At 58.7% G+C, this 18277-nt stretch carries 14 protein-coding genes; 6 read left to right on the top strand and 8 right to left on the bottom strand.

What is annotated here, in order from left to right:
* Positions 1-53 precede the first annotated feature (53 nt).
* On the bottom strand, positions 54-248 hold the full coding sequence (locus tag O3306_RS02610; RefSeq protein ID WP_272002912.1) for a SlyX family protein: 195 nt from the start codon (positions 246-248) through the stop codon (positions 54-56).
* Positions 249-391: 143 nt separating this feature from the next.
* Here O3306_RS02610 and hisS point away from each other — a divergent pair, with 143 nt between their 5' ends.
* The 3 genes from hisS to hisG are packed head-to-tail and all read left to right on the top strand — an operon-like array spanning position 392 to position 3653.
* Complete coding sequence (hisS, locus tag O3306_RS02605) at positions 392-1876, top strand: histidine--tRNA ligase (RefSeq protein ID WP_272002910.1); 1485 nt, start codon at positions 392-394, stop codon at positions 1874-1876.
* The gene (locus O3306_RS02600; RefSeq protein ID WP_272002907.1) at positions 1876-2961 is read left to right on the top strand and encodes an ATP phosphoribosyltransferase regulatory subunit; all 1086 of its coding nucleotides are present in this window, start codon (positions 1876-1878) and stop codon (positions 2959-2961) included. Before hisS ends, O3306_RS02600 begins: the two co-directional genes overlap by 1 nt.
* The gene (gene hisG / locus O3306_RS02595; RefSeq protein ID WP_272002904.1) at positions 2958-3653 is read left to right on the top strand and encodes an ATP phosphoribosyltransferase; all 696 of its coding nucleotides are present in this window, start codon (positions 2958-2960) and stop codon (positions 3651-3653) included. Before O3306_RS02600 ends, hisG begins: the two co-directional genes overlap by 4 nt.
* Before the next feature lie 139 nt (positions 3654-3792).
* Here hisG and O3306_RS02590 read toward each other — a convergent pair whose 3' ends face one another.
* On the bottom strand, positions 3793-4386 hold the full coding sequence (locus O3306_RS02590; RefSeq protein WP_272002901.1) for an outer membrane protein: 594 nt from the start codon (positions 4384-4386) through the stop codon (positions 3793-3795).
* Between the two features lie 318 nt (positions 4387-4704).
* A complete protein-coding gene (locus O3306_RS02585; RefSeq protein WP_272002896.1) occupies positions 4705-5139 on the bottom strand; it encodes a DUF1489 family protein in 435 nt (144 codons plus the stop codon).
* Between the two features lie 224 nt (positions 5140-5363).
* On the opposite strand from O3306_RS02585, the gene O3306_RS02580 reads away from it, so the two are divergent.
* Positions 5364-7862 (top strand): adenosylcobalamin-dependent ribonucleoside-diphosphate reductase, encoded by a 2499-nt coding sequence (locus O3306_RS02580; protein ID WP_272002894.1) that lies wholly within the window; start codon positions 5364-5366, stop codon positions 7860-7862.
* A 656-nt stretch (positions 7863-8518) separates the two neighbouring features.
* Positions 8519-9574 (top strand): AAA family ATPase, encoded by a 1056-nt coding sequence (locus tag O3306_RS02575; protein WP_272002892.1) that lies wholly within the window; start codon positions 8519-8521, stop codon positions 9572-9574.
* Between the two features lie 62 nt (positions 9575-9636).
* Here the strand turns inward: O3306_RS02575 and O3306_RS02570 are convergent, their stop codons facing one another.
* Entirely contained in the window at positions 9637-11502 is a 1866-nt protein-coding gene (locus tag O3306_RS02570) for a TniQ family protein (RefSeq protein WP_272002889.1), read from the bottom strand.
* Positions 11503-11778: 276 nt separating this feature from the next.
* Here O3306_RS02570 and O3306_RS02565 point away from each other — a divergent pair, with 276 nt between their 5' ends.
* Entirely contained in the window at positions 11779-13164 is a 1386-nt protein-coding gene (locus tag O3306_RS02565) for an IS1182 family transposase (RefSeq protein ID WP_272002887.1), read from the top strand.
* 259 nt (positions 13165-13423) lie between these two features.
* Here O3306_RS02565 and O3306_RS02560 read toward each other — a convergent pair whose 3' ends face one another.
* From O3306_RS02560 to O3306_RS02545, 4 genes are all read right to left on the bottom strand, one after another.
* Positions 13424-15946: an AAA family ATPase gene (locus O3306_RS02560; RefSeq protein ID WP_272002884.1), complete on the bottom strand. Its 2523-nt coding sequence runs from the start codon at positions 15944-15946 to the stop codon at positions 13424-13426.
* The gene (locus O3306_RS02555) at positions 15939-16220 is read right to left on the bottom strand and encodes a hypothetical protein (protein WP_272002881.1); all 282 of its coding nucleotides are present in this window, start codon (positions 16218-16220) and stop codon (positions 15939-15941) included. The genes O3306_RS02560 and O3306_RS02555 overlap by 8 nt, the downstream gene beginning before the upstream one ends.
* 188 nt (positions 16221-16408) lie before the next feature.
* The gene (locus tag O3306_RS02550; protein ID WP_272002879.1) at positions 16409-17332 is read right to left on the bottom strand and encodes a hypothetical protein; all 924 of its coding nucleotides are present in this window, start codon (positions 17330-17332) and stop codon (positions 16409-16411) included.
* 209 nt (positions 17333-17541) lie between these two features.
* The gene (locus O3306_RS02545) at positions 17542-18249 is read right to left on the bottom strand and encodes a hypothetical protein (RefSeq protein WP_272002876.1); all 708 of its coding nucleotides are present in this window, start codon (positions 18247-18249) and stop codon (positions 17542-17544) included.
* Positions 18250-18277: the final 28 nt, after the last annotated feature.

Below are 18277 nucleotides of genomic sequence, written 5' to 3'. Positions count from 1 at the left end.
GCAGAAAAATCTATCCCGAACCAAGATTTTTCTGCGAAAAATCGATGCGGGTTCTAGTAATGCGGTGGGCGCTCATCACCCAGCACGACGGCGGCGCCGCTGCTGTCTTCGCGCTCTGCCTCGCGGCGCATAAGCATTTCGGTCCGGCGGGTGAGCACGGCGATTTCGGCCTGTTGCCGGGCCACGACATCCGACAGGTCGTCGACCGCGCGCATCAAGTGGGCCAGTTTTTCTTCGATTGCATCCATACCTGCGCTTTACCCGAGAGGAGGCGTCTGGGTCAACGCTTCAGGTATTCTCGGAAAAATGAAAGGATAAGGGCGCGGCTTGCCCCGCGCCGAGCCATCCGGTAGACCGCGCGACAGGTGCAAAACCCTGGAAGGCCCACCCCATGTCCAAGCCCAAGAAAACACCGCGTCCCAAGGCCGAAACACCCAAGGGATTCCGCGACTATTTCGGTGTGGAAGTCACCGAGCGCAAGGCGATGCTGGATGCGATTGCCGAGGTATACCATCGCTACGGTTTTGATGCGCTGGAAACCAGCGCCGTGGAGACGGTTCAGGCGCTGGGCAAGTTCCTGCCCGACGTGGACCGGCCCAATGAGGGCGTTTTTGCCTGGCAGGAAGCTGATGACAAGGATCAAGGCGACTGGCTGGCGCTGCGCTATGATCTGACGGCACCATTGGCGCGGGTCTATGCGCAGCACCGCAACGATCTGCCGACACCCTACCGGCGCTTTGCCATGGGGCCTGTCTGGCGCAACGAGAAGCCCGGTCCGGGGCGGTTCCGGCAGTTTTATCAGTGCGATGCGGACACGGTCGGCGCGGCAAGCGTGGCGGCGGATGCCGAGATTTGCGCGATGCTGGCCGATACGCTGGAAAAGGTGGGCATTCCGCGCGGCGATTACATCGTGCGTGTGAATAACCGCAAGGTGCTGAACGGGGTGCTGGAGACGATGGGGCTGGAAGCCGATGCGACCCGCGACGCGGTGCTGCGTACCATCGACAAGTTCGACAAGGTCGGCGAGGCGGGGGTGCGCGAGTTGCTGACAACGGGACGCAAGGACGCTTCTGGCGCTTTTATCGACGGGGTCGGGTTGAGCGAGACGCAGGCGGGACCGGTTTTGGCATTCCTTACCTCCAAGGCCGAGCAGGCAGCGGATACCCTGGCCAATCTGCGTAATGCGGTCGGTGAAAGTGCCGCTGGTGCGGAAGGCGTCGATGAGTTGGAAGAGATGGCGGCACTTCTTGCCGCGCAAGGATATGGCCCCGATCGGATCGAGATCGACCCATCCGTGGTGCGTGGCCTCGGCTACTACACCGGTCCGGTTTTTGAGGCCGAACTGACCTTCGAGATCCTCGACGACAAGGGCCGCAAACGCCAGTTCGGCAGCGTTGCGGGCGGCGGGCGCTATGATGATCTGGTCAAGCGGTTCACCGGGCAGGCGGTGCCTGCCACGGGTGTCAGCATCGGGGTGGACCGGCTGCTGGCAGCACTGCGCGAGAAGGGCCGGATGGCCAGCGAGGCGCGCGGGCCGGTTGTGGTTACGGTGATGGATAAGCAGCGCATGGCCGATTACCAGGCGATGGTGGCGGAGTTGCGTCAGGCGGGCATTCGCGCCGAAGTCTATCTGGGCAACCCAAAGAATTTCGGCAATCAGTTGAAATACGCGGACCGGCGCGGCAGCCCGGTGGCCGTGATCGAGGGCGGCGACGAGAAGGCCGCAGGCATGGTGCAGATCAAGGACCTGATCCTGGGGGCACAGATTGCCGAGAGCGCGACGCTGGAGGAGTGGAAGGAACGCCCCAGCCAGTTCGAAGTACCGCGCGAACAACTGGTCGCCAAGGTGCGCGAGATATTGGAGAGCCAGAGCTGATGCCGGAAAAATCCGCGATCATCGCCGAGGCGGCTCGGCTGCGCGCTCTCTTTGAGCAGGCGGGAGCGGTCCCGGTAGAGACGGCGATCCTGCAACCTGCTGCGACGCTGCTGGATCTTTACGGCGAGGATATCCGCGCGCGGGCCTACACCACCACGGATGCGCTCAAGGGCGAACAGATGTTACGGCCCGACTTCACCGTGCCGATCGTCGAGATGCATATGGCGCACGGGGCCGAGCCCGCGCGCTACACTTACGCAGGCGAGGTTTTTCGCCGGCAAGAGGACGATCCAGAGCGCGCCAGCGAATATTTGCAGGTGGGCTACGAGGTCTTTGCGCGCGACGATTCAGCACGCGCCGATGCCGAAGTTTTCGCGCTGATCCACCGGATTCTGGAACCACTGGGCCTGCGCGCCGCGACAGGCGATATTGGCATCCTGATGGCAGCGGTCAACGGGTTGCGCACGACCGAACGCCGCAAGGCGGCGCTGCGGCGGCATATCTGGCGACCGCGCCGGTTCCGCGCATTGATCGACCGGTTTTCGGGGCGCGCGCCGGTCCCAGAGAGCCGCGCGGCGCTGCTGGCTATGGATGATCCGATGGCACAGGCCGGGCCGCTGATCGGGCTGCGCGACGAGAGCGAAATTGCCGCCCGGATCGCGGCGCTGCGCGAAGATGCCAAGGCCGCGCCGATCTCGGATGCCGAAGTGGGGCTGATCGATGCGATCCTCGCAGTGCGCGAAACCAGTCTGGATGCTCTGAAGCAGTTGCGCGATATCGCAAAGGATCTGCCAGCGATTTCGGCGGCAGTTGATCAACTGGCGGCACGGCTGGAGGCGCTGGAGGGGCAGGGGATCGACGTGGCGGCGCTGCATTTCGAGGCGTCCTACGGGCGCACGCAGATGGAGTATTACGACGGGTTCGTTTTTGGCTTTACCGCCGAGGATCGCCCTGACCTGCCGCCAGTCGCGACCGGCGGGCGCTATGACGCGCTGACCCGGCGGCTGGGGCAAGGGCGCGAAATCCCGGCGGTGGGCGGGATGATCCGCCCCGGGCTGGCCTTGGCGCTGGGAGAGGCGCGATGAGTGTGAAACTGGGTGTGCCCTCCAAGGGGCGTTTGATGGAAAAGACGTTCCAATGGTTTGGCGAGCGCGGGATCACATTGAGCCGCGCGGGATCAGAACGCGAATATGCCGGGCAGGTGGCCGGGATCGACGGCGTGGAACTGATCCTGTTGTCGGCGGGCGAAATCCCGCGTGAACTGGCGGCGGGGCGTATTCATCTGGGTGTCACCGGCAACGATCTGGTGCAGGAGAAGCTGGTCGGCTGGAACGCTCACGTCGAGGCCATGGCGCCGATGGGGTTTGGTCAGGCCGACCTGGTCCTGGCTGTGCCAAGCGCCTGGGTCGATGTGGGCACGCTCGACGATCTGGATGCGGCCGCGGCGGCATTTCGGCAGGTGCATGGATTCCGTCTGCGCATCGCGACCAAGTATCACCGACTTGTTCGCGAGTTTCTGCGCGACAACGGCGTGGCGGATTATGCGCTTGTGGACAGTCAGGGCGCGACAGAAGGAACGGTCAAGTTCGAGACCGCCGAAGCGATTGCCGACATCACCTCTTCCGGTGATACCTTGCGGGCCAACCATCTGAAAGTGCTGGAGGATGGGTTGATCCTGCGAAGTCAGGCAACGCTGTTCCGGGCGCGGCAGGCCGAGATCGGGGATGCAGACCGGGCAATCTTGGCAGAGCTTCTGAGCCGATTGCAGGTGTCGTGACCACATCTGTTGGGCCGCAACGCGATGCGTTTGGCTCTGCGCTCGTCTGGGCCGATGGCTTCATCGTCGAATAGGTACGAAATCAGGACAATAGAGCAGTGACCAGGCCCCGGATGGGGGCCTGGCCGATGCGCTTAACTCAGAAGCGGTAGGTCGCGCGAACCTGGTAGGTTGTTCCGTCGATGTCGGTGGCGGTGGCGCCCACGTTGTCAAACTCGTGATACAGCACCTCGCCGCCGAGCGAGATGTTTTCGGTCAGCATATGCTCGTAACCGGCACCGTAGAATTTGCCGTCTTCACTGCCGAGGCCGCCGACGTCCACCTGGGCATAGCCGCCCGTCATGTAGAGCAGGCCGTTGCCGATCTTGACACCGCTGCGCAGTTTCAGGCGCCAGATGCTGTCAAGGTTGGTGGTGGGGCTGAGGCCGATATCGGCGAAATCATAGTCAGCGCCGACACCGACGACGTATTTACCAAGATCCCAGTCATAGCCCGCGGTCAGACCGCCAATGACATCGTCGCCGTCGAGATTGGCAACATTGGAATCGATATCGGCATAGCCAAGTTGGCCACCGGCATAGAAGCCGGTCCAGTCGGGGCCAAAATTGGCCACGACGGGTGCGGCGGGAGTGATTGCAGGCTCGGTTGTCGCGGGTTCAGGCGATCCGGCGAAGGTTGGCAGAGCCACCGTGGTGGAAAGAGCTGCTGCGATCAGGGTTGCTTTGCGAAACATTCAAATGTCCTCTTTATCTGTTCAGCCTTTGGTCAGGCGTCACTGCGATATGTGCGCCATCGGCATAACAACAAGGCCGGGCGCCGCCGCGTTCCATCACCCCTGCGTGATCTCGCCGAGTGGGATGGCAGGATTTCGCCTGCCGCATGTCGCCGTCTTGCCGCGAGGGAAATGATTGTTTGTTTTCAGTGTTCTGCGCGGTGGGGTGCAATCGCGACATGTCATCGGACAATGTTGCGGAATTGATGCAAATCGCATGATTTATCAGGGCGATATGACGCTCTCGTTCGGAATGGGGTCGGACAAACCCGGCAGGCTTCAGATCACGCCGATATCTGCCAGCGCTGCCGACAAGGCTGCGGGCAATGCGTCTTCGTTCTGCCGTGTTCGGGGCAGGTCCGGGGGGGCCTCGCTGCCCGGCAGGTAGCGCCAGCCTTGAAACGGGCGCTTTTGGACCGTGGTGGTGCGGATGATCTCGGGCGCCAGAACGATGCCGCAACGTCGGATGCCATCCTCACGCACCACTTCGTCCAGCCGGACGATGCTTTGACGGCACTGTACCAGCCCCTGGATTACCCAGTAGATCGAGCCGCCCTGCAAAAGCTCGGCGTCGCGTCGGGGCCACATCCGCGTCACATGGCGCGGCAAGCCATCGGGACCGCGCGCCTGCTTGCTGCTCTGCCAATCAATCAGGCTCTCGACACTTTCGGTGCCGACGCTGAGCTTGATCAGGTTGAGGGGGGCGGCTGTCATGGATACAAGGGTATGGGATTCGGGGGGGAGTGCAATAGAGGGCGCGCGCAATTTTGCCCCGGGTTGAAAAAAATGATGCGCGCCTGTGGACCCTAGTCGATATTGGGTTTCTTGGCCACGCCAAGGCACCGGCTGAGCCCCCGATGCCCGTTATGGTCGATTGACCTCGGGCGCGGCCAAGGATACTGTGGATACCTTCCTCCACAACCACCGGATATAGAGCAATGAACCGTTTTTCTGCCCCGATTGCCGCGCAAATCTGGAACATGAAATATCGGTTCAAGACGCCTGAAGGCACGCCGATCGATGACACTGTCGAGGATAGCTGGCGGCGCATCGCACGCGCCTTGGCCGAGGGCGAGGCCGAGCCGGCGGCCTGGGAAGACAGGTTTTACACCGCTCTTGAGGATTTCAGGTTTCTACCTGCGGGCCGGATCACCGCCGGGGCAGGGACGGCGCGGCGCGTGACATTGTTCAACTGCTTCGTCATGGGCACGATCCCCGATGACATGGGCGGCATTTTCGACAATCTGCGCGAGGCGGCGCTGACCATGCAGCAGGGGGGCGGCATCGGCTATGATTTCAGCACGATCCGTCCGCGCGGTGCTGATGTCAAAGGGGTCGGCGCGGATGCCAGCGGGCCGCTCAGCTTCATGGATGTGTGGGACGCGATGTGCCGCACCATCATGAGCGCGGGCAGCCGTCGGGGCGCGATGATGGCGACGATGCGCTGCGATCATCCCGACATCGAGGATTTCATCGCCGCCAAATCCGATGCCGCACGGCTGCGGATGTTCAACCTCAGCGTATTGGTCACGGATGATTTCATGCGCGCGGTGGACGAGGATGGTCCTTGGGACCTGCGCTTTGGTGACAAGGTTTATCGCACTTTGCCGGCGCGCGACCTGTGGAACCGGATCATGCAGGCGACCTATGATTTCGCCGAACCCGGCGTGATTTTTATCGACCGGATCAACAAGGCCAACAACCTGAACTATTGCGAGGATATCGCCGCAACCAACCCATGTGGCGAACAGCCGTTGCCGCCCTATGGCGCATGTCTGTTGGGATCGATCAATTTGGCGCGTCTGGTGCGCGATCCGTTCGAGAAGGGGGCTGCGCTGGACGAGGAGGCCATGACCGAGCTTGTGGCGACTGCCGTGCGGATGATGGATAACGTCGTGGACGTGTCGAAATTCCCGCTCGAGGCGCAGGCCCGCGAGGCGCAGGCCAAACGGCGGATCGGGCTGGGGGTTACCGGGCTGGCTGACGCACTTCTGATGGTCGGGCAGCGCTACGGCAGTGACGAGGCCGCAAGGCAGACGGGTGACTGGCTACATGCGATTGCACGAGCTGCCTATCTGGCGTCGGTGGACCTCGCCAAGGAGAAAGGCGCCTTCCCGCTGTTCGACGCAGAGGCGTTTCTGGCCAGTGGCAACATGCAAGGCATGGACGCCGACGTGCGTGAGGCGATTGCCAAGCACGGTATCCGCAACGCGTTGCTGACGTCGATCGCGCCGACGGGCACGATCAGCCTTTACGCGGGTAATGTGAGTTCGGGCATCGAGCCCGTGTTCGCCTATGCCTACACGCGCAAGGTCCTGCAAAAGGATGGCAGCCGCACCGAAGAGGAAGTGGTGGATTACGCCGTGGCGCTCTGGCGCGAAAAATTCGGTGATACGCCATTGCCGGATTACTTTGTGAACGCGCAGACACTGGCCCCGGCGGATCACGTCAAGATGCAGGCCGCGGCACAGCGTTGGGTCGACAGCAGCATTTCCAAGACGATCAACTGTCCCGAGGACATCAGCTTTGAAGAGTTCAAGAACGTCTATATGCAGGCGTGGGAGCAGGGGTGTAAGGGATGCACCACCTACCGGCCAAATGACGTGACGGGGTCGGTTTTGAGCGTGAGTGAAAGCGCCGAACTGAAAGGCGCCACGCTCGCGGAGCGTCTGAGCGATGCAATGGCGCGTCGTGACATGAACGCGAAGAAACTTGCAGAGAAAGCGGGGCTGAACCCAACCGGCGTCTCCGATATTGTCAACAGAAAGTCGAAATCGCCAAAAGCGGAGACCTTGGCGAAGATCGCCGAAGCGTTGAACTATCGCGTTGCTGATCTGCTTGGCGAACCATCTGCTTCGCCCGAACTAGTCGCCCAATCCGACGTCGAACCGCAGACACCCCACGGCGACGTCATCTACATGTCCGAGCCGCTGGACCGGCCGAACGAGCTGGAGGGCGCCACCTACAAACTCAAATGGCCCGACAGCAACCATGCGATCTATATCACCGTCAATGATATCGTGATGGGTGGGCATCGCAGGCCGTTTGAAGTTTTCATCAACTCCAAGAACATGGAGCACTACGCCTGGACCGTGGCGCTGACCCGGATGATCTCGGCCGTGTTCCGGCGTGGCGGCGATGTCAGCTTTGTCGTGGAGGAGTTGAAAGCGGTGTTCGACCCGCGCGGCGGCGCATGGATGCAAGGCAAATATGTGCCATCAATTCTGGCGGCCATTGGCGGGATACTCGAGCAGCACATGGTGCGCACCGGATTCCTGCAGGGCGAAGGCATGGGCCTGAAGTCCGATCCGCAGGCCACTGTGGTGAACCTGGGCTCGAACCGCACCCCTGCCTGCCCCAGTTGCGGCCAGTATGACTTGCGCATGGTCGAAGGCTGCATGACCTGCGGCAGCTGCGGCCACAGTAAGTGTGGCTGACAGTTATCGGGACAGGTTAAGGCAGAAACAGCAATAGTCTTCTCAAAAGCAAGCAATAGCGTGCGCAAGGCCTGTCAAGAGTTAATTCTCTTGACGGGTTCTTGTTTTTGCGGGCCAGATTTATCGTTTAAAGCTGGATACTTGTCGTGATCTAGTGTCTCCGGGAGTGTTGCGTCCCGCATTATGCGTAGCTGCATCGGCTTTGGCTCTCCCGACAGTTCAGGAGCGGGGTTGCAATGCAGAGAAGCGGTTGTGCCCCGTTCGCCTTCTAAAAGAGGGCCATCTTGGGTGGTCGAGAAATAATGGAGCCCAAATTGTTTATTCTCGCCGCACTCCATCAGGCGACCGCTAAACCGGCGGATAGTTGACATAGACCGCAGATGTGGCCTATCCGGTGTCCATCATGACTTACAGTATTCGGCATATTCAGGGCGCAATACGCGCCATTTGAACCCCACCCCGGGGGCCGGTCACTTCTGTCATTTTTCCAACAGCACTGACGCCATCATGGCCGGGCATTTGCCCGTGGCCCTCCCGGTTTTTCAACCAGAGGAGACAAACCATGCCCAACCAACGCAAATTTTCGGCCACCAACAAGATCATCTGTATCGGAACCGCATCGCGCCGCGCTCATCGGTATCGTGTGGGAGCTGGTCATGGATAAGCATCAAACCAACCGCTTTGCCGTTGTGTCACCCGATCTCGTTACGCCACACCTTGCGGATATGGAGCAGGATTTCATCCGCGCTTGGATCCGTATGAAGGAGAGCCTCATGCTTGGGGGCCGTGTTCAAGAGCTTGGCTACCGTCAGGAGAAGAAGGCAAAAGACCTTGCGGCCGATGCCCATGCCCGTCGCTTGCGTCAGGTTGGCATGAGTGCCCTGTCAAAAGAAGCCCGAGCTCAAGTTACGGCCTTGGCCCGTGCTGGCGCAATGCTCAATGGGCCGTCATGCGAGGACGAAGTATATCAATTCGCGGCCGACCTTCATGCCGAGAGCCCTTGGATGCGGGATGTTTCCGCATGGGTGATGAATCAGTTGCTTGCACATATCGAGAAAGGCGGGTGCGGGCTTGCCCTGCCACCCGTGATCCTTGCGGGGCCGCCTGGCATCGGGAAGTCGCATTTTGCCCGGCGCTTGGCAGAACGTGCTGGAACGCCTTCGCGTTTGATCGATGTGGGCGGCGGCAGCGCCGGGTTCCGGATCACAGGAACGGAGAAAGGTTGGAGCACGGCTCAGGCGGGTATTCCTGTCGAGACGATCTTGTCCTCGCATGTCGCAAATCCGGTAATGGTAGTTGATGAAGTTGATAAAGCCGGAGAGATGCGGAGCGAAAGTGGACGGTCAACGAGCCTGACCACGGCATTGTTGCCATTGCTCGACGCAGGGACGGCACCGAGTTTTGAATGCCCGTTCCATCGGTTGTCTTTCGATATGTCCCGAGTGATCTGGATCATGACGGCAAATGACGCTGATCTCATTCCTGCACCGTTGCGCGATCGGGCCCGGGTCTTTCACTTGGAAGGCTTGAAGGGGGAAGATGCTGTCGATCATTTCGACCGGTTGACGACCCATTGTTGCGATCAAGCCGAATTGGATCAATGCCGCGCCTTCATCACGCGGATGACAGAGACCCCACGTGGGATCAGTCTGCGCCAGATCCGCAAACTTGTGGATGCGCTGCAGGTATCGACTGCGCCATTTGGTCATTAAGAACCCGCTGGATCCACACCTGGGTCCGGCCATGCCTTGTATGCCAGCCGCATGACCGGCGATCAAAGTGGTCGAGGACGGTGTGCGATGTCATTCTCCTCCAAGACCACCCATTGATACAGAAGTCCGTAATCCAAGCCATCAGGGCTGAAAGGAACAACATCGTATTCGCGGAGCGCGGCACGCAAGGATTGCCAACTTTGGCCTCGCAATATCGCCAGTTCTCGAAGCGTGACGAAGTTTCCTTTGAAAGCAACAATGTCTTTCTCTTGCATATAATATTGCTGAGCGCGGGTTTTCGGGTTCTGCGCCATAGTAGCCGGTGTATGCCCGTTTTTGATCAGGCGCCCGGCTTGCGGTGGCTTGAGGCCAACAGAACGAGCGAACGCCTCAATGGTCATCCCCGGTGCATCAGGCACTTTCAGAAGGCTTTTCAACTCTTCAAAATGAACGAGAATGCCCGCGTAATCGTTTTGACTATGCAGCTTACCAATACCGGTAAGTCGACCCTCGGTAATCATCTGAATGATTCGTCCTGGTCGGATCTTCAGTCGCTGACTGGCTTTTGCCAAATCGACCCATTGCTGCCGGGGTATCAGCACCGTTTCAGCTCCTTGCAGGAGATCGTTGATGAAGGCGCGCGCTTGCGCAACATCCCACAATGGCTTGTGCCCAACGCCTGAAAGCGAAGGTGGGAAATAACCATCTTTGCGAAGGAGTTCAAATTGCGAGCGTGACAGGTTTAGCGCGCTTTGTAGTTCTAACGCGCTGACTTGCCGGTTGAGACCGTTGAGAAATGGGGCGGCGGCATCAACGTCGAATACATCCCAACGGTCATCACCTTCGCTGCCTATTATTTCCGCCTCAGCCAATAGCTTGCGCAATCGACGTGGATCCATGCCCACCTCATGGGCTGCTGTGATGACAGAATGCTTGCGCCTCTTCAGCACGGGTTCGCCCAGCAACTCGTCTGTGGGCCCGAGTGGCCAGGTTTCCAAGATATGATCCCGCAAAAGCGCTCGGAACGGTGCGTAGTCGTCCCCTGTCAGGTCATATGAGAGGCGATCATAGAGCACTCCGTATTTCTTCTTGGGCCCTTCCCAAGGTTCTCCAATCTCATATTTGAGTTGGTTCAACGCCTCAAGGATCGCGGCTTCGCCCTTGTGCGCAACCTCATAGCCCATTTGGTAAAGTGCCCATTGTGATCCTTGTCCGACCATAGACGTAGAAAACTCCAGACGAACCAGTGCCCGCCCCAACAGGTCGCAAAAGACGCAAGCTGCGTAGAGTGAATGTTGATCGAGCCAGCCCGTGCCGGGCCTATCCAATAGACGGCGATCCAGGTATTCATCAAAATCCGTGGGTTCCCGGACTTCTCCATCCATTTCGCCGGACAAGATTGCGGGGGCTATTTCTTTGAAGCGTTCAGATGTGTCAAAACGGCGTGTCAGATTTGACTCTTTCCAAAGATCGATTAGCGGCAGCCCATGCAGGTGGCAGTATGTCGAATGCCTGGGCTGCCAGTTCCCTTTGATCGACATGGAGAGATGGGGGGGCAAATCGGATGCTGCAGCGTCTTCTCGCAGGCAAGCCGGGCATCCCCGCACGATTGTGGCGCGGATCCCCCGCGCATGATACGCCTCGCCTCGAAAAAGGTAACTTCTGGAAGCAACGTAGTGTGGCGACCAAGCCCGGATATCATTGACGTTGCTGCCTGATAAATCCGACAGCTTCTGCAATGTCGCGTGATCACCATCTATAACTGTCTTGAAAGGCAGCCCCATGTCCCGTCCGAATTCGACCACTTCAATACCGTTCCGTGCCGCCAGACGAGACATCAAGGAGAAACCGGTCTCGCGTGATCCCAACGAAACCGTAAGTGGTAAGCGATTAGTCAATTGATGTTCCAAGGCATTTTTGCGTTGCATATAGTGAACGTTATAACTTGGCTTGATATCCTGTTAGAGCGTTGATTGCAGCTATTGAGTGGCAGTATGGGTGGATCGGCCATGCGGCATCGTTCATTTATAGCATCCACGCCCTACAGAGCGCTTTGTGGCAAAGCGATGTCCGCTTCGGCTACTATCCTCGTCTTTCCGATTTATCGCTTGATGTGCTGTCGGGCGTATTTTGTTGAAAAACTCGTGCTTGATCGAAGCGTAAGTTGCTGATTCAATTCTTCTGACGGGCGGGAGGGTTTGACGATGATGGGGCCGAGACAGGAAGCACAGGCAGCACTTTTCTACGAGTTCTCGCTTGAGGATCATGTCCCGCAAGACCACCTGCTGCGATCGATCGACCGGTTTGTCGACCTGAGCAGCATCCGTGCCCATTTGGCGGATTTCTACAGCCACACCGGCCGTCCCTCCATCGATCCCGAGCTGCTGATCCGGATGCTGCTGGTCGGATACTGTTTCGGCATCCGGTCGGAACGACGGCTCTGTGAGGAAGTGCATTTGAACCTGGCTTATCGCTGGTTCTGCCGTCTCGATCTGAACGATCGCATTCCAGACCATTCGACCTTCTCAAAGAACCGCCATGGCCGTTTCCGCGAGAGCGAGCTGCTGCGCCATCTGTTCGAGACGACAGTTGCACGTTGCATCGAAGAAGGACTTGCCAGCGGGCAGCGCATGGCAGTGGACGCCAGCCTGATCGAAGCGGATGCGAACAAGCAGAACTCAACCCCGAAGGAAGAATGGGATGCGTCGACCATCGATCCGGCAGACGCGGGGCGCGCGGTCCGCGAGTATCTCGACACGCTCGACGATGCCGCATTTGGCGCTGCCAGCGATGTCCAGCCCAAGTTCACCTCGCATTCCGATCCGGCCAGCCAGTGGACTGCGGCCCGCAAAGGGCCTGCTTTCTTTAGCTATTCCGACAATTACCTGATCGACACGGATCACGGTGTTATTTTGGACGTCGAAGGCACCCGTTCGATCCGGCAAGCCGAGGTTGGATCGACGAAGACCATGCTGACACGGGTGAAAGACAAGTTCGATCTGGTCCCTGACTGGATGATTGCCGATACCGCCTACGGCTCCGGCCCGATGCTCGGCTGGCTCGTGGATCGCAAGATCGATCCTTACATCCCGGTGATAGACAAGGCCGGACGAGAGGACGGCACCTGGACACGCGCAGATTTCGACTGGGATGCGCAGAACGATCAATACATCTGCCCCGAGGGTCACGCGCTCAAGCAGTTCCGCCGGAATTACTCTGATCCAAACCGGGGGGCGACGGGCAAGGGCACCGCACGCTATCGCGCCTTGAAAGAAGTCTGCCAGGTCTGCCCGTCCAAGCAAAAATGCTGCCCCAACGCTGATGCGCGCAAGATCACCCGCGAGGAGCACGAAGATGCGCGTCAGGTCGCTAGGGATCTGGCCAAAACCGCAGAATACCAGATTGCAATGAAGCTCAGGAATAAGGTCGAAATGCTCTTCGCCCACCTCAAACGCATTCTCGGGCTGGGACGACTGCGATTACGTGGGCCGTGCGGCGCAAATGACGAATTCCTCCTCGCCGCCACCGCCCAAAACCTACGCAAACTAACCAAGATCCTTCCTGCACCGCAGCAAACGCGAAAAGCCTGAGAGGAAAGGCGCGCGCGCCCGATTTGGAACGGCTATTTCTGCGCGCGCAAACGTCTGTTTTTCCACAGAATCGGCGGAGAGCAGCCGTTCGCTGCGGTGTCCTCAAACAAACGGTTTGGGGCAGTGACAAATCTGCGTTTGGTGTGAAATCCGCTTTGGAGCAGCTGACAAGGTTGCCATTTTTTACGCCGTTGCCCGGCAAGGGCTCTCGAATGAGCCGCTGTGTTCACGTCGGCACGGTCGGCCCTTCGCGACGGATTCAGGCTTCTGAAGTTGGGTCAGCAGCACTTTCGAGGGTGGCCACTGTGGGTTCCTCGGGCGGCCCGAAGGCGAACTGCGTCTCGCACTTTTCGTGCGCACACACCGGTTTGCTCAGGCCGAACGGACGCTTGTATTTTGTTCGTCCACAGACGCATTCGAACTGCGCACGGAACCGCTTAAACTCGTCCCACCTGGTCTGTTCGTCGCCCACCGAGCCGTCGCCATATGGTCCATCCTGAAAGTGGCTTCCGAAATTCTCTATGTCACCCTTAATGAGACTGGTGATGAAGCGATTGTTGACCCCTGGCACATCGGCGGGGGTCAGCTTGAGGTCGCGGAGGAACCCACCGATCGCCGAGGCCAGCTCGGAGCGTTCATAGGAATAGGCCTTCTCGAGTTGTCGGATGCGGACATTAACTCCGAACCCGCGCGCAATGCCCAGCAACCATTCCTCCTCAGCCTGGCGCATCTCGTTGGCGGCAGATTCTCCTTTGGCCCAACGGTCTGCAATCATCTCATCGCTGACCTTGTGATCGGCGAAGCGTGGGCCGAATGCCGGGTCCAGTCCAATGATGCGAGTGAATTGCCAGTCCTTCGCTGCCAGTTGGTCCTTCAGGTGATTGAAGAAACGCTCGTCATGGGTGGCGAGGATGATCTGGCTGTAGGTGAACATCTTCGCAAGCATTGCACCGATCGCGCGGCGGTGATCGGCATCATAGGATGTTACGACATCGTCCAACGCGATCATTGGTGCAGCACCGTTAAATTTCTTGATTGCCGCGAGGCGGAGCGCGAGCGCGACCGAATGAATCTGCGAGTCGCTCAAATAGCCGCCCGGGGCGACGCTCGGACGGTTCTCGGCGAAATCGATCACCAGCTGCATGCGTTGCTGATTGCTGTCGTCCTCGGGGGGTAGCTCCAGCCGGATCGGCTTGGCACTGTCGCCCTGAATTTCCTTGTAGATCTCGTTCATCGGCGCCAGTAGTGTGTCGAGCAGCGACTGGACCTTTTCGCGGATCTTGTTAGAGACGACCGTGGCCTGCGCGACAAGTGCTTCATGCAGTGCGGTCAGTTCCTCAGCGGTTCGCGTTGCCAGAGCAACATCTCTATGAAGCGTCATCAGCCGGTCGATACGGGCCTTGGCATTCACCCAGGTATGCTCGCCCTGCTTTGCTTCGATGTCCGCTATCTCCTGGTCGAGGTTGCACAGACGGCTCTCCAAGTCGGCGACAACGGTGGCGGATTCTGGCGCATCGGAATCTGGCCATTTGCCGATCCCGACTTGATAGCCGATGAGTGCGGTTTTGGGCCCATCGCCATCATCGTCGGGCAGGTGCTCAATCATGGCGGGAAGGCGCGCGATAATTCGGTGGTGCGTTTGGGTGGCGGCGGTCTCGGCATCGTCCATCGCAGCCTTCGCGTCATTGTAGCTTCGTAGGTCCTGAAGATGGTCTTTTAGCAGATCGCGGATCGCGGGCACGCTACCAGCAGCGGTGGCGTCGATTACCGTGGCGCATACAGGGCAGGCGTCGGGCGCGGTTTCGTCGTCGGCAAACAGTTTCTCGGCTTCGTTCCATACCGACCGGAAAACGGTGCCGGCCGCCTTATCGCGCTCGGCGGCCTCTGTCACCTTGGCTTCATCCCATTTGACCAGTGCCTTGTCGAATGCAGCGATAGCGCCAGAGAGCTCCACGTCGCCTCCGTCCTCAGGGATAGCTTTCTGCCACAACGCCACGACAGAATTACGGATCTGTTTCAGACCTGCGAGCCCTACTCGTTTTTCCTCTGCTTCGACACGCTCGCCGACCTCGGCATAGCCCTCGTCTTCGGAAACGAGTGCTCCAAGCGTCACCTCCGGATCGAGTGGTGCAATGACGTTCACGTTGATAAAATCGAGGACGGCTGCATCGTCCCACGCCTGAACGGCCTGGTCGGTTTCAGTCCGCAACAGCTTGGCGATGCGATCCTGTTCGGTAGTGCTCTCTGCAGCGGCTTTCACTTCGCGGCGTAGAAGGCGAAGGTTTTTCTGAACTTCTACCAGCGGTGAAAGCTGGAGCCAGTTTGCCACGTCGCTGTAGCGATCTTCAGGGCTATGAATTTCAACGAAGTTGCGCAGGGTATAGCCGCGAATGATTGGCGGGACGATGAAACCGGCCTTCATTGCGGTCGCGACCGCGTGGATCGGGCGTGAACGGCCTTCAGCGGCACGACTGCCCTCGGTCTTCGTCTTGCCGGTGATTGTCGTAAACTTGACCGTCGGCGCGATGCCCGCTTCGAGCGCGCCATTGTGCATTAGCGCGGCCGGTCCGGCCCGATTGTCGCGGTTGCGCTGCCCGAGCCGTTCGAGCGTGCCATGTTCGGAGAAGAGATATTCGAGGGCGTCAATAACACTCGACTTGCCCAGACCGTTCGGCGCGAAAATTGCCAAGCTGGGCTTTTTGCTGAAATCAAAGGTCTTGGGCTGAAGATAGGCACGAAAGCCTTTCAGCGTCATTGAGTGGAGAAGCGTTGGATCAGCCATCGGTCTGCACCTCAGCTGGAGCCGCGCGCTTCACCGCTAAAGCGACGATTGCGGCCTTCGCATTGGCCACGGCATTGGCATGTGGCGTTACGGTCAGTAGGTGATCGGATAGAATGCTCGCAAGATCGGCGTCCATATCAGTCGACGCGTTTAGAGTTTTGGTCACACCTGCCAGGAAAACGTCGGGTGTTTCCGGGGGGCCGACCTCCGCTTGGACGATTGTCGAATCCAACGCCACAGCATCGTCCGGTGCTTCCATTTCGTCTTTTTCCACCAGTCACTCCATCAACAATTTCTTTGCGTAAACAACCAAAGCAACGCACCGAGCATCTTTGTGCATGTGCGGGCAAATTAGCGAGAATGTGCTCGGTCGAAAACAGGAGATGCAGCCATTACCGCAGTTCGCGGAAATTTCACCAAGGGGACTAATTCAATCACCTTCTCGACCGCCGGACACCTTGCTCAGTCCGAGGGAATTCCAGCATGGCGAAGGATGTAGTTCAAGTCGTCGAGGCAGCGTTGACGTAGTTCGTCTAGATAGCGCGCCAAGGCAGGCTGCCGGATATCAAGGAAGTCGCCGACGCTCGCGATCGTGCCGTCTTTGCGACCTTGTTCGAGCTGCTTGCGTAGAAGCTTCAGATGCGCGTCAATCTGGCCAAGGCCCTTTCTAACAAAAGCATCGTCCAGCTCGCGATAGCCCCCGATCGCTTTGCGAATTACCTGCCGGCTTTCGCGATCGACAAGTTCTCCAGTGCGCAGCGCCTTTTGCGTGTCCTTCAGAGCATTCAAGAAATCGCTGGAGGTCTCACAGTGCAGCGGCACCTCGAAGGCAGGCCGCGCAAACGCCATAGCGATGGTGCGCAGAATGATGTCGTCGAGATCCTTGGGCGCACGCACTTGGATCACATCGCGATAGTATCGGCACTGGAGTTCGGGATAGCTGTTGAGATGCGAGATGCACTCGTCCCATGTCCAAACGATCGCGACCCGATTCCGGCCCGCTTGCTCCCACTCTTCGTTGATTTCCTCAACCCATCCCTGCACCTTGATGTCGCGGCGGGCGGTTGTCGCAAGGATCCACATGTCGAGATCAGGTTTGAAGCCGAGAGCCTCGTCAGCCGCGTCGCGCAGGAACTTGCGGGTGATCGGACCTCCCGGATAGGGGTTATTGTTTTTGTCGAGGTCGGAGAGACGCTTACACTGGATACCTATCCGTCCAAAGCGGGGCGATTTGCCGAAAACATCTACGCCATATTGTGCCTGACCGGGGCGGCCAACCTGCTGCGCATTGGGAACGTCATAAACTTCTGTCAGAAGACCCGAGCAGAGCTCTTCGAATTCCTGCCAGTAGAGCGGTGGCTGGAAGAATTGTCCGACATTTCCCAAGGATCACCCTCCAAATTTTTTCGTGATCGTCGCGAAGCATCAGGCGACCAGTCGCAGGTGGCTCCTTATGCTATATCCAGGTCGGATAGTGGAGATGTTTTTTGCAGGTCCACCGGAGATACACAAACCCCGTGGATTGCCTTCGCGCCCTTCATCGACAGAAAAAGCGGACGCTTACCCGTAGACCATCGAACGGCGGCTATGGGCCGTCAGCGTCGAAATGACACCACGTTATCCGCGCCTTGGATCGGGTCTAATTGCAACGCGGCATCCCAAAGCGGCGTTTTGTGATAGACCCGTTTTGACAAGCCATGACCTTCTTCGGATTGCAGCAGTCCTGCCCAGCAAAGAGGGCGAAAGACGGCGGCAGATAGGACGCTGGCGGGGCTGTTCCAGCCCAAACTGTCATCTCCGTAAAGAATGCCAGCCAGGCGTGCAGCAGTGATGCCGTCACCAATTTCGTGGTTAATGATATTCAAGAAGATATCCCAATTGCCCAATGGCGCTTTGGTTTGCATGCTTTCGGCGTGGTCAAATCGGAAGAGGAAAGCAGGGATGACCGCAAGAAAGGCGGCATCCGGCGATTGCCCCAGTCCCTTACCTGTTTTGGTAAGCCGATAGGTGCCTTGGTATTTTCGGCCCCATTTCAGACCGTCCATCAAGGCATGCAGGTATTCCAACGGCGCTACGTCATATTCGTTCAGGACTTTATTGACCCGATAGAGCTCTTCTCCTGTCCAACCAGGGAAATCTATGTGTGTCACGGCCCACTCTATAAAACGCCGGTTCCAAGCGCCAGATTTGGTTAGACCGATTTCGCCGTGTTTAAAAATGTAGGTTGCTGCAACCATATAGGCCCGAGTCATCGGAGAATGTGATGTGACCAGTTCTATTGGTGGCGCTTGAAACTCAATCATTGCATCCTCGGCCTGGGGTTAAGATTTA

Source organism: Roseovarius sp. ZX-A-9 (assembly GCF_028369135.1).
Taxonomy (GTDB): Bacteria; Pseudomonadota; Alphaproteobacteria; order Rhodobacterales; family Rhodobacteraceae; genus Roseovarius.
This window is presented reverse-complemented; position numbering and strand designations above follow the sequence as displayed.

Coding starts and splice junctions, on each gene's coding strand:
- O3306_RS02560 (WP_272002884.1), bottom strand. CDS start 15,946: ATGGCTGATCCAACGCTTCTCCACTCAATGACGCTGAAAGGCTTTCGT.
- O3306_RS02575 (WP_272002892.1), top strand. CDS start 8,519: ATGGATAAGCATCAAACCAACCGCTTTGCCGTTGTGTCACCCGATCTC.
- O3306_RS02580 (WP_272002894.1), top strand. CDS start 5,364: ATGAACCGTTTTTCTGCCCCGATTGCCGCGCAAATCTGGAACATGAAA.
- O3306_RS02590 (WP_272002901.1), bottom strand. CDS start 4,386: ATGTTTCGCAAAGCAACCCTGATCGCAGCAGCTCTTTCCACCACGGTG.
- O3306_RS02570 (WP_272002889.1), bottom strand. CDS start 11,502: ATGCAACGCAAAAATGCCTTGGAACATCAATTGACTAATCGCTTACCA.
- O3306_RS02610 (WP_272002912.1), bottom strand. CDS start 248: ATGGATGCAATCGAAGAAAAACTGGCCCACTTGATGCGCGCGGTCGAC.
- O3306_RS02585 (WP_272002896.1), bottom strand. CDS start 5,139: ATGACAGCCGCCCCCCTCAACCTGATCAAGCTCAGCGTCGGCACCGAA.
- O3306_RS02545 (WP_272002876.1), bottom strand. CDS start 18,249: ATGATTGAGTTTCAAGCGCCACCAATAGAACTGGTCACATCACATTCT.
- hisS (WP_272002910.1), top strand. CDS start 392: ATGTCCAAGCCCAAGAAAACACCGCGTCCCAAGGCCGAAACACCCAAG.
- O3306_RS02565 (WP_272002887.1), top strand. CDS start 11,779: ATGATGGGGCCGAGACAGGAAGCACAGGCAGCACTTTTCTACGAGTTC.
- hisG (WP_272002904.1), top strand. CDS start 2,958: ATGAGTGTGAAACTGGGTGTGCCCTCCAAGGGGCGTTTGATGGAAAAG.
- O3306_RS02600 (WP_272002907.1), top strand. CDS start 1,876: ATGCCGGAAAAATCCGCGATCATCGCCGAGGCGGCTCGGCTGCGCGCT.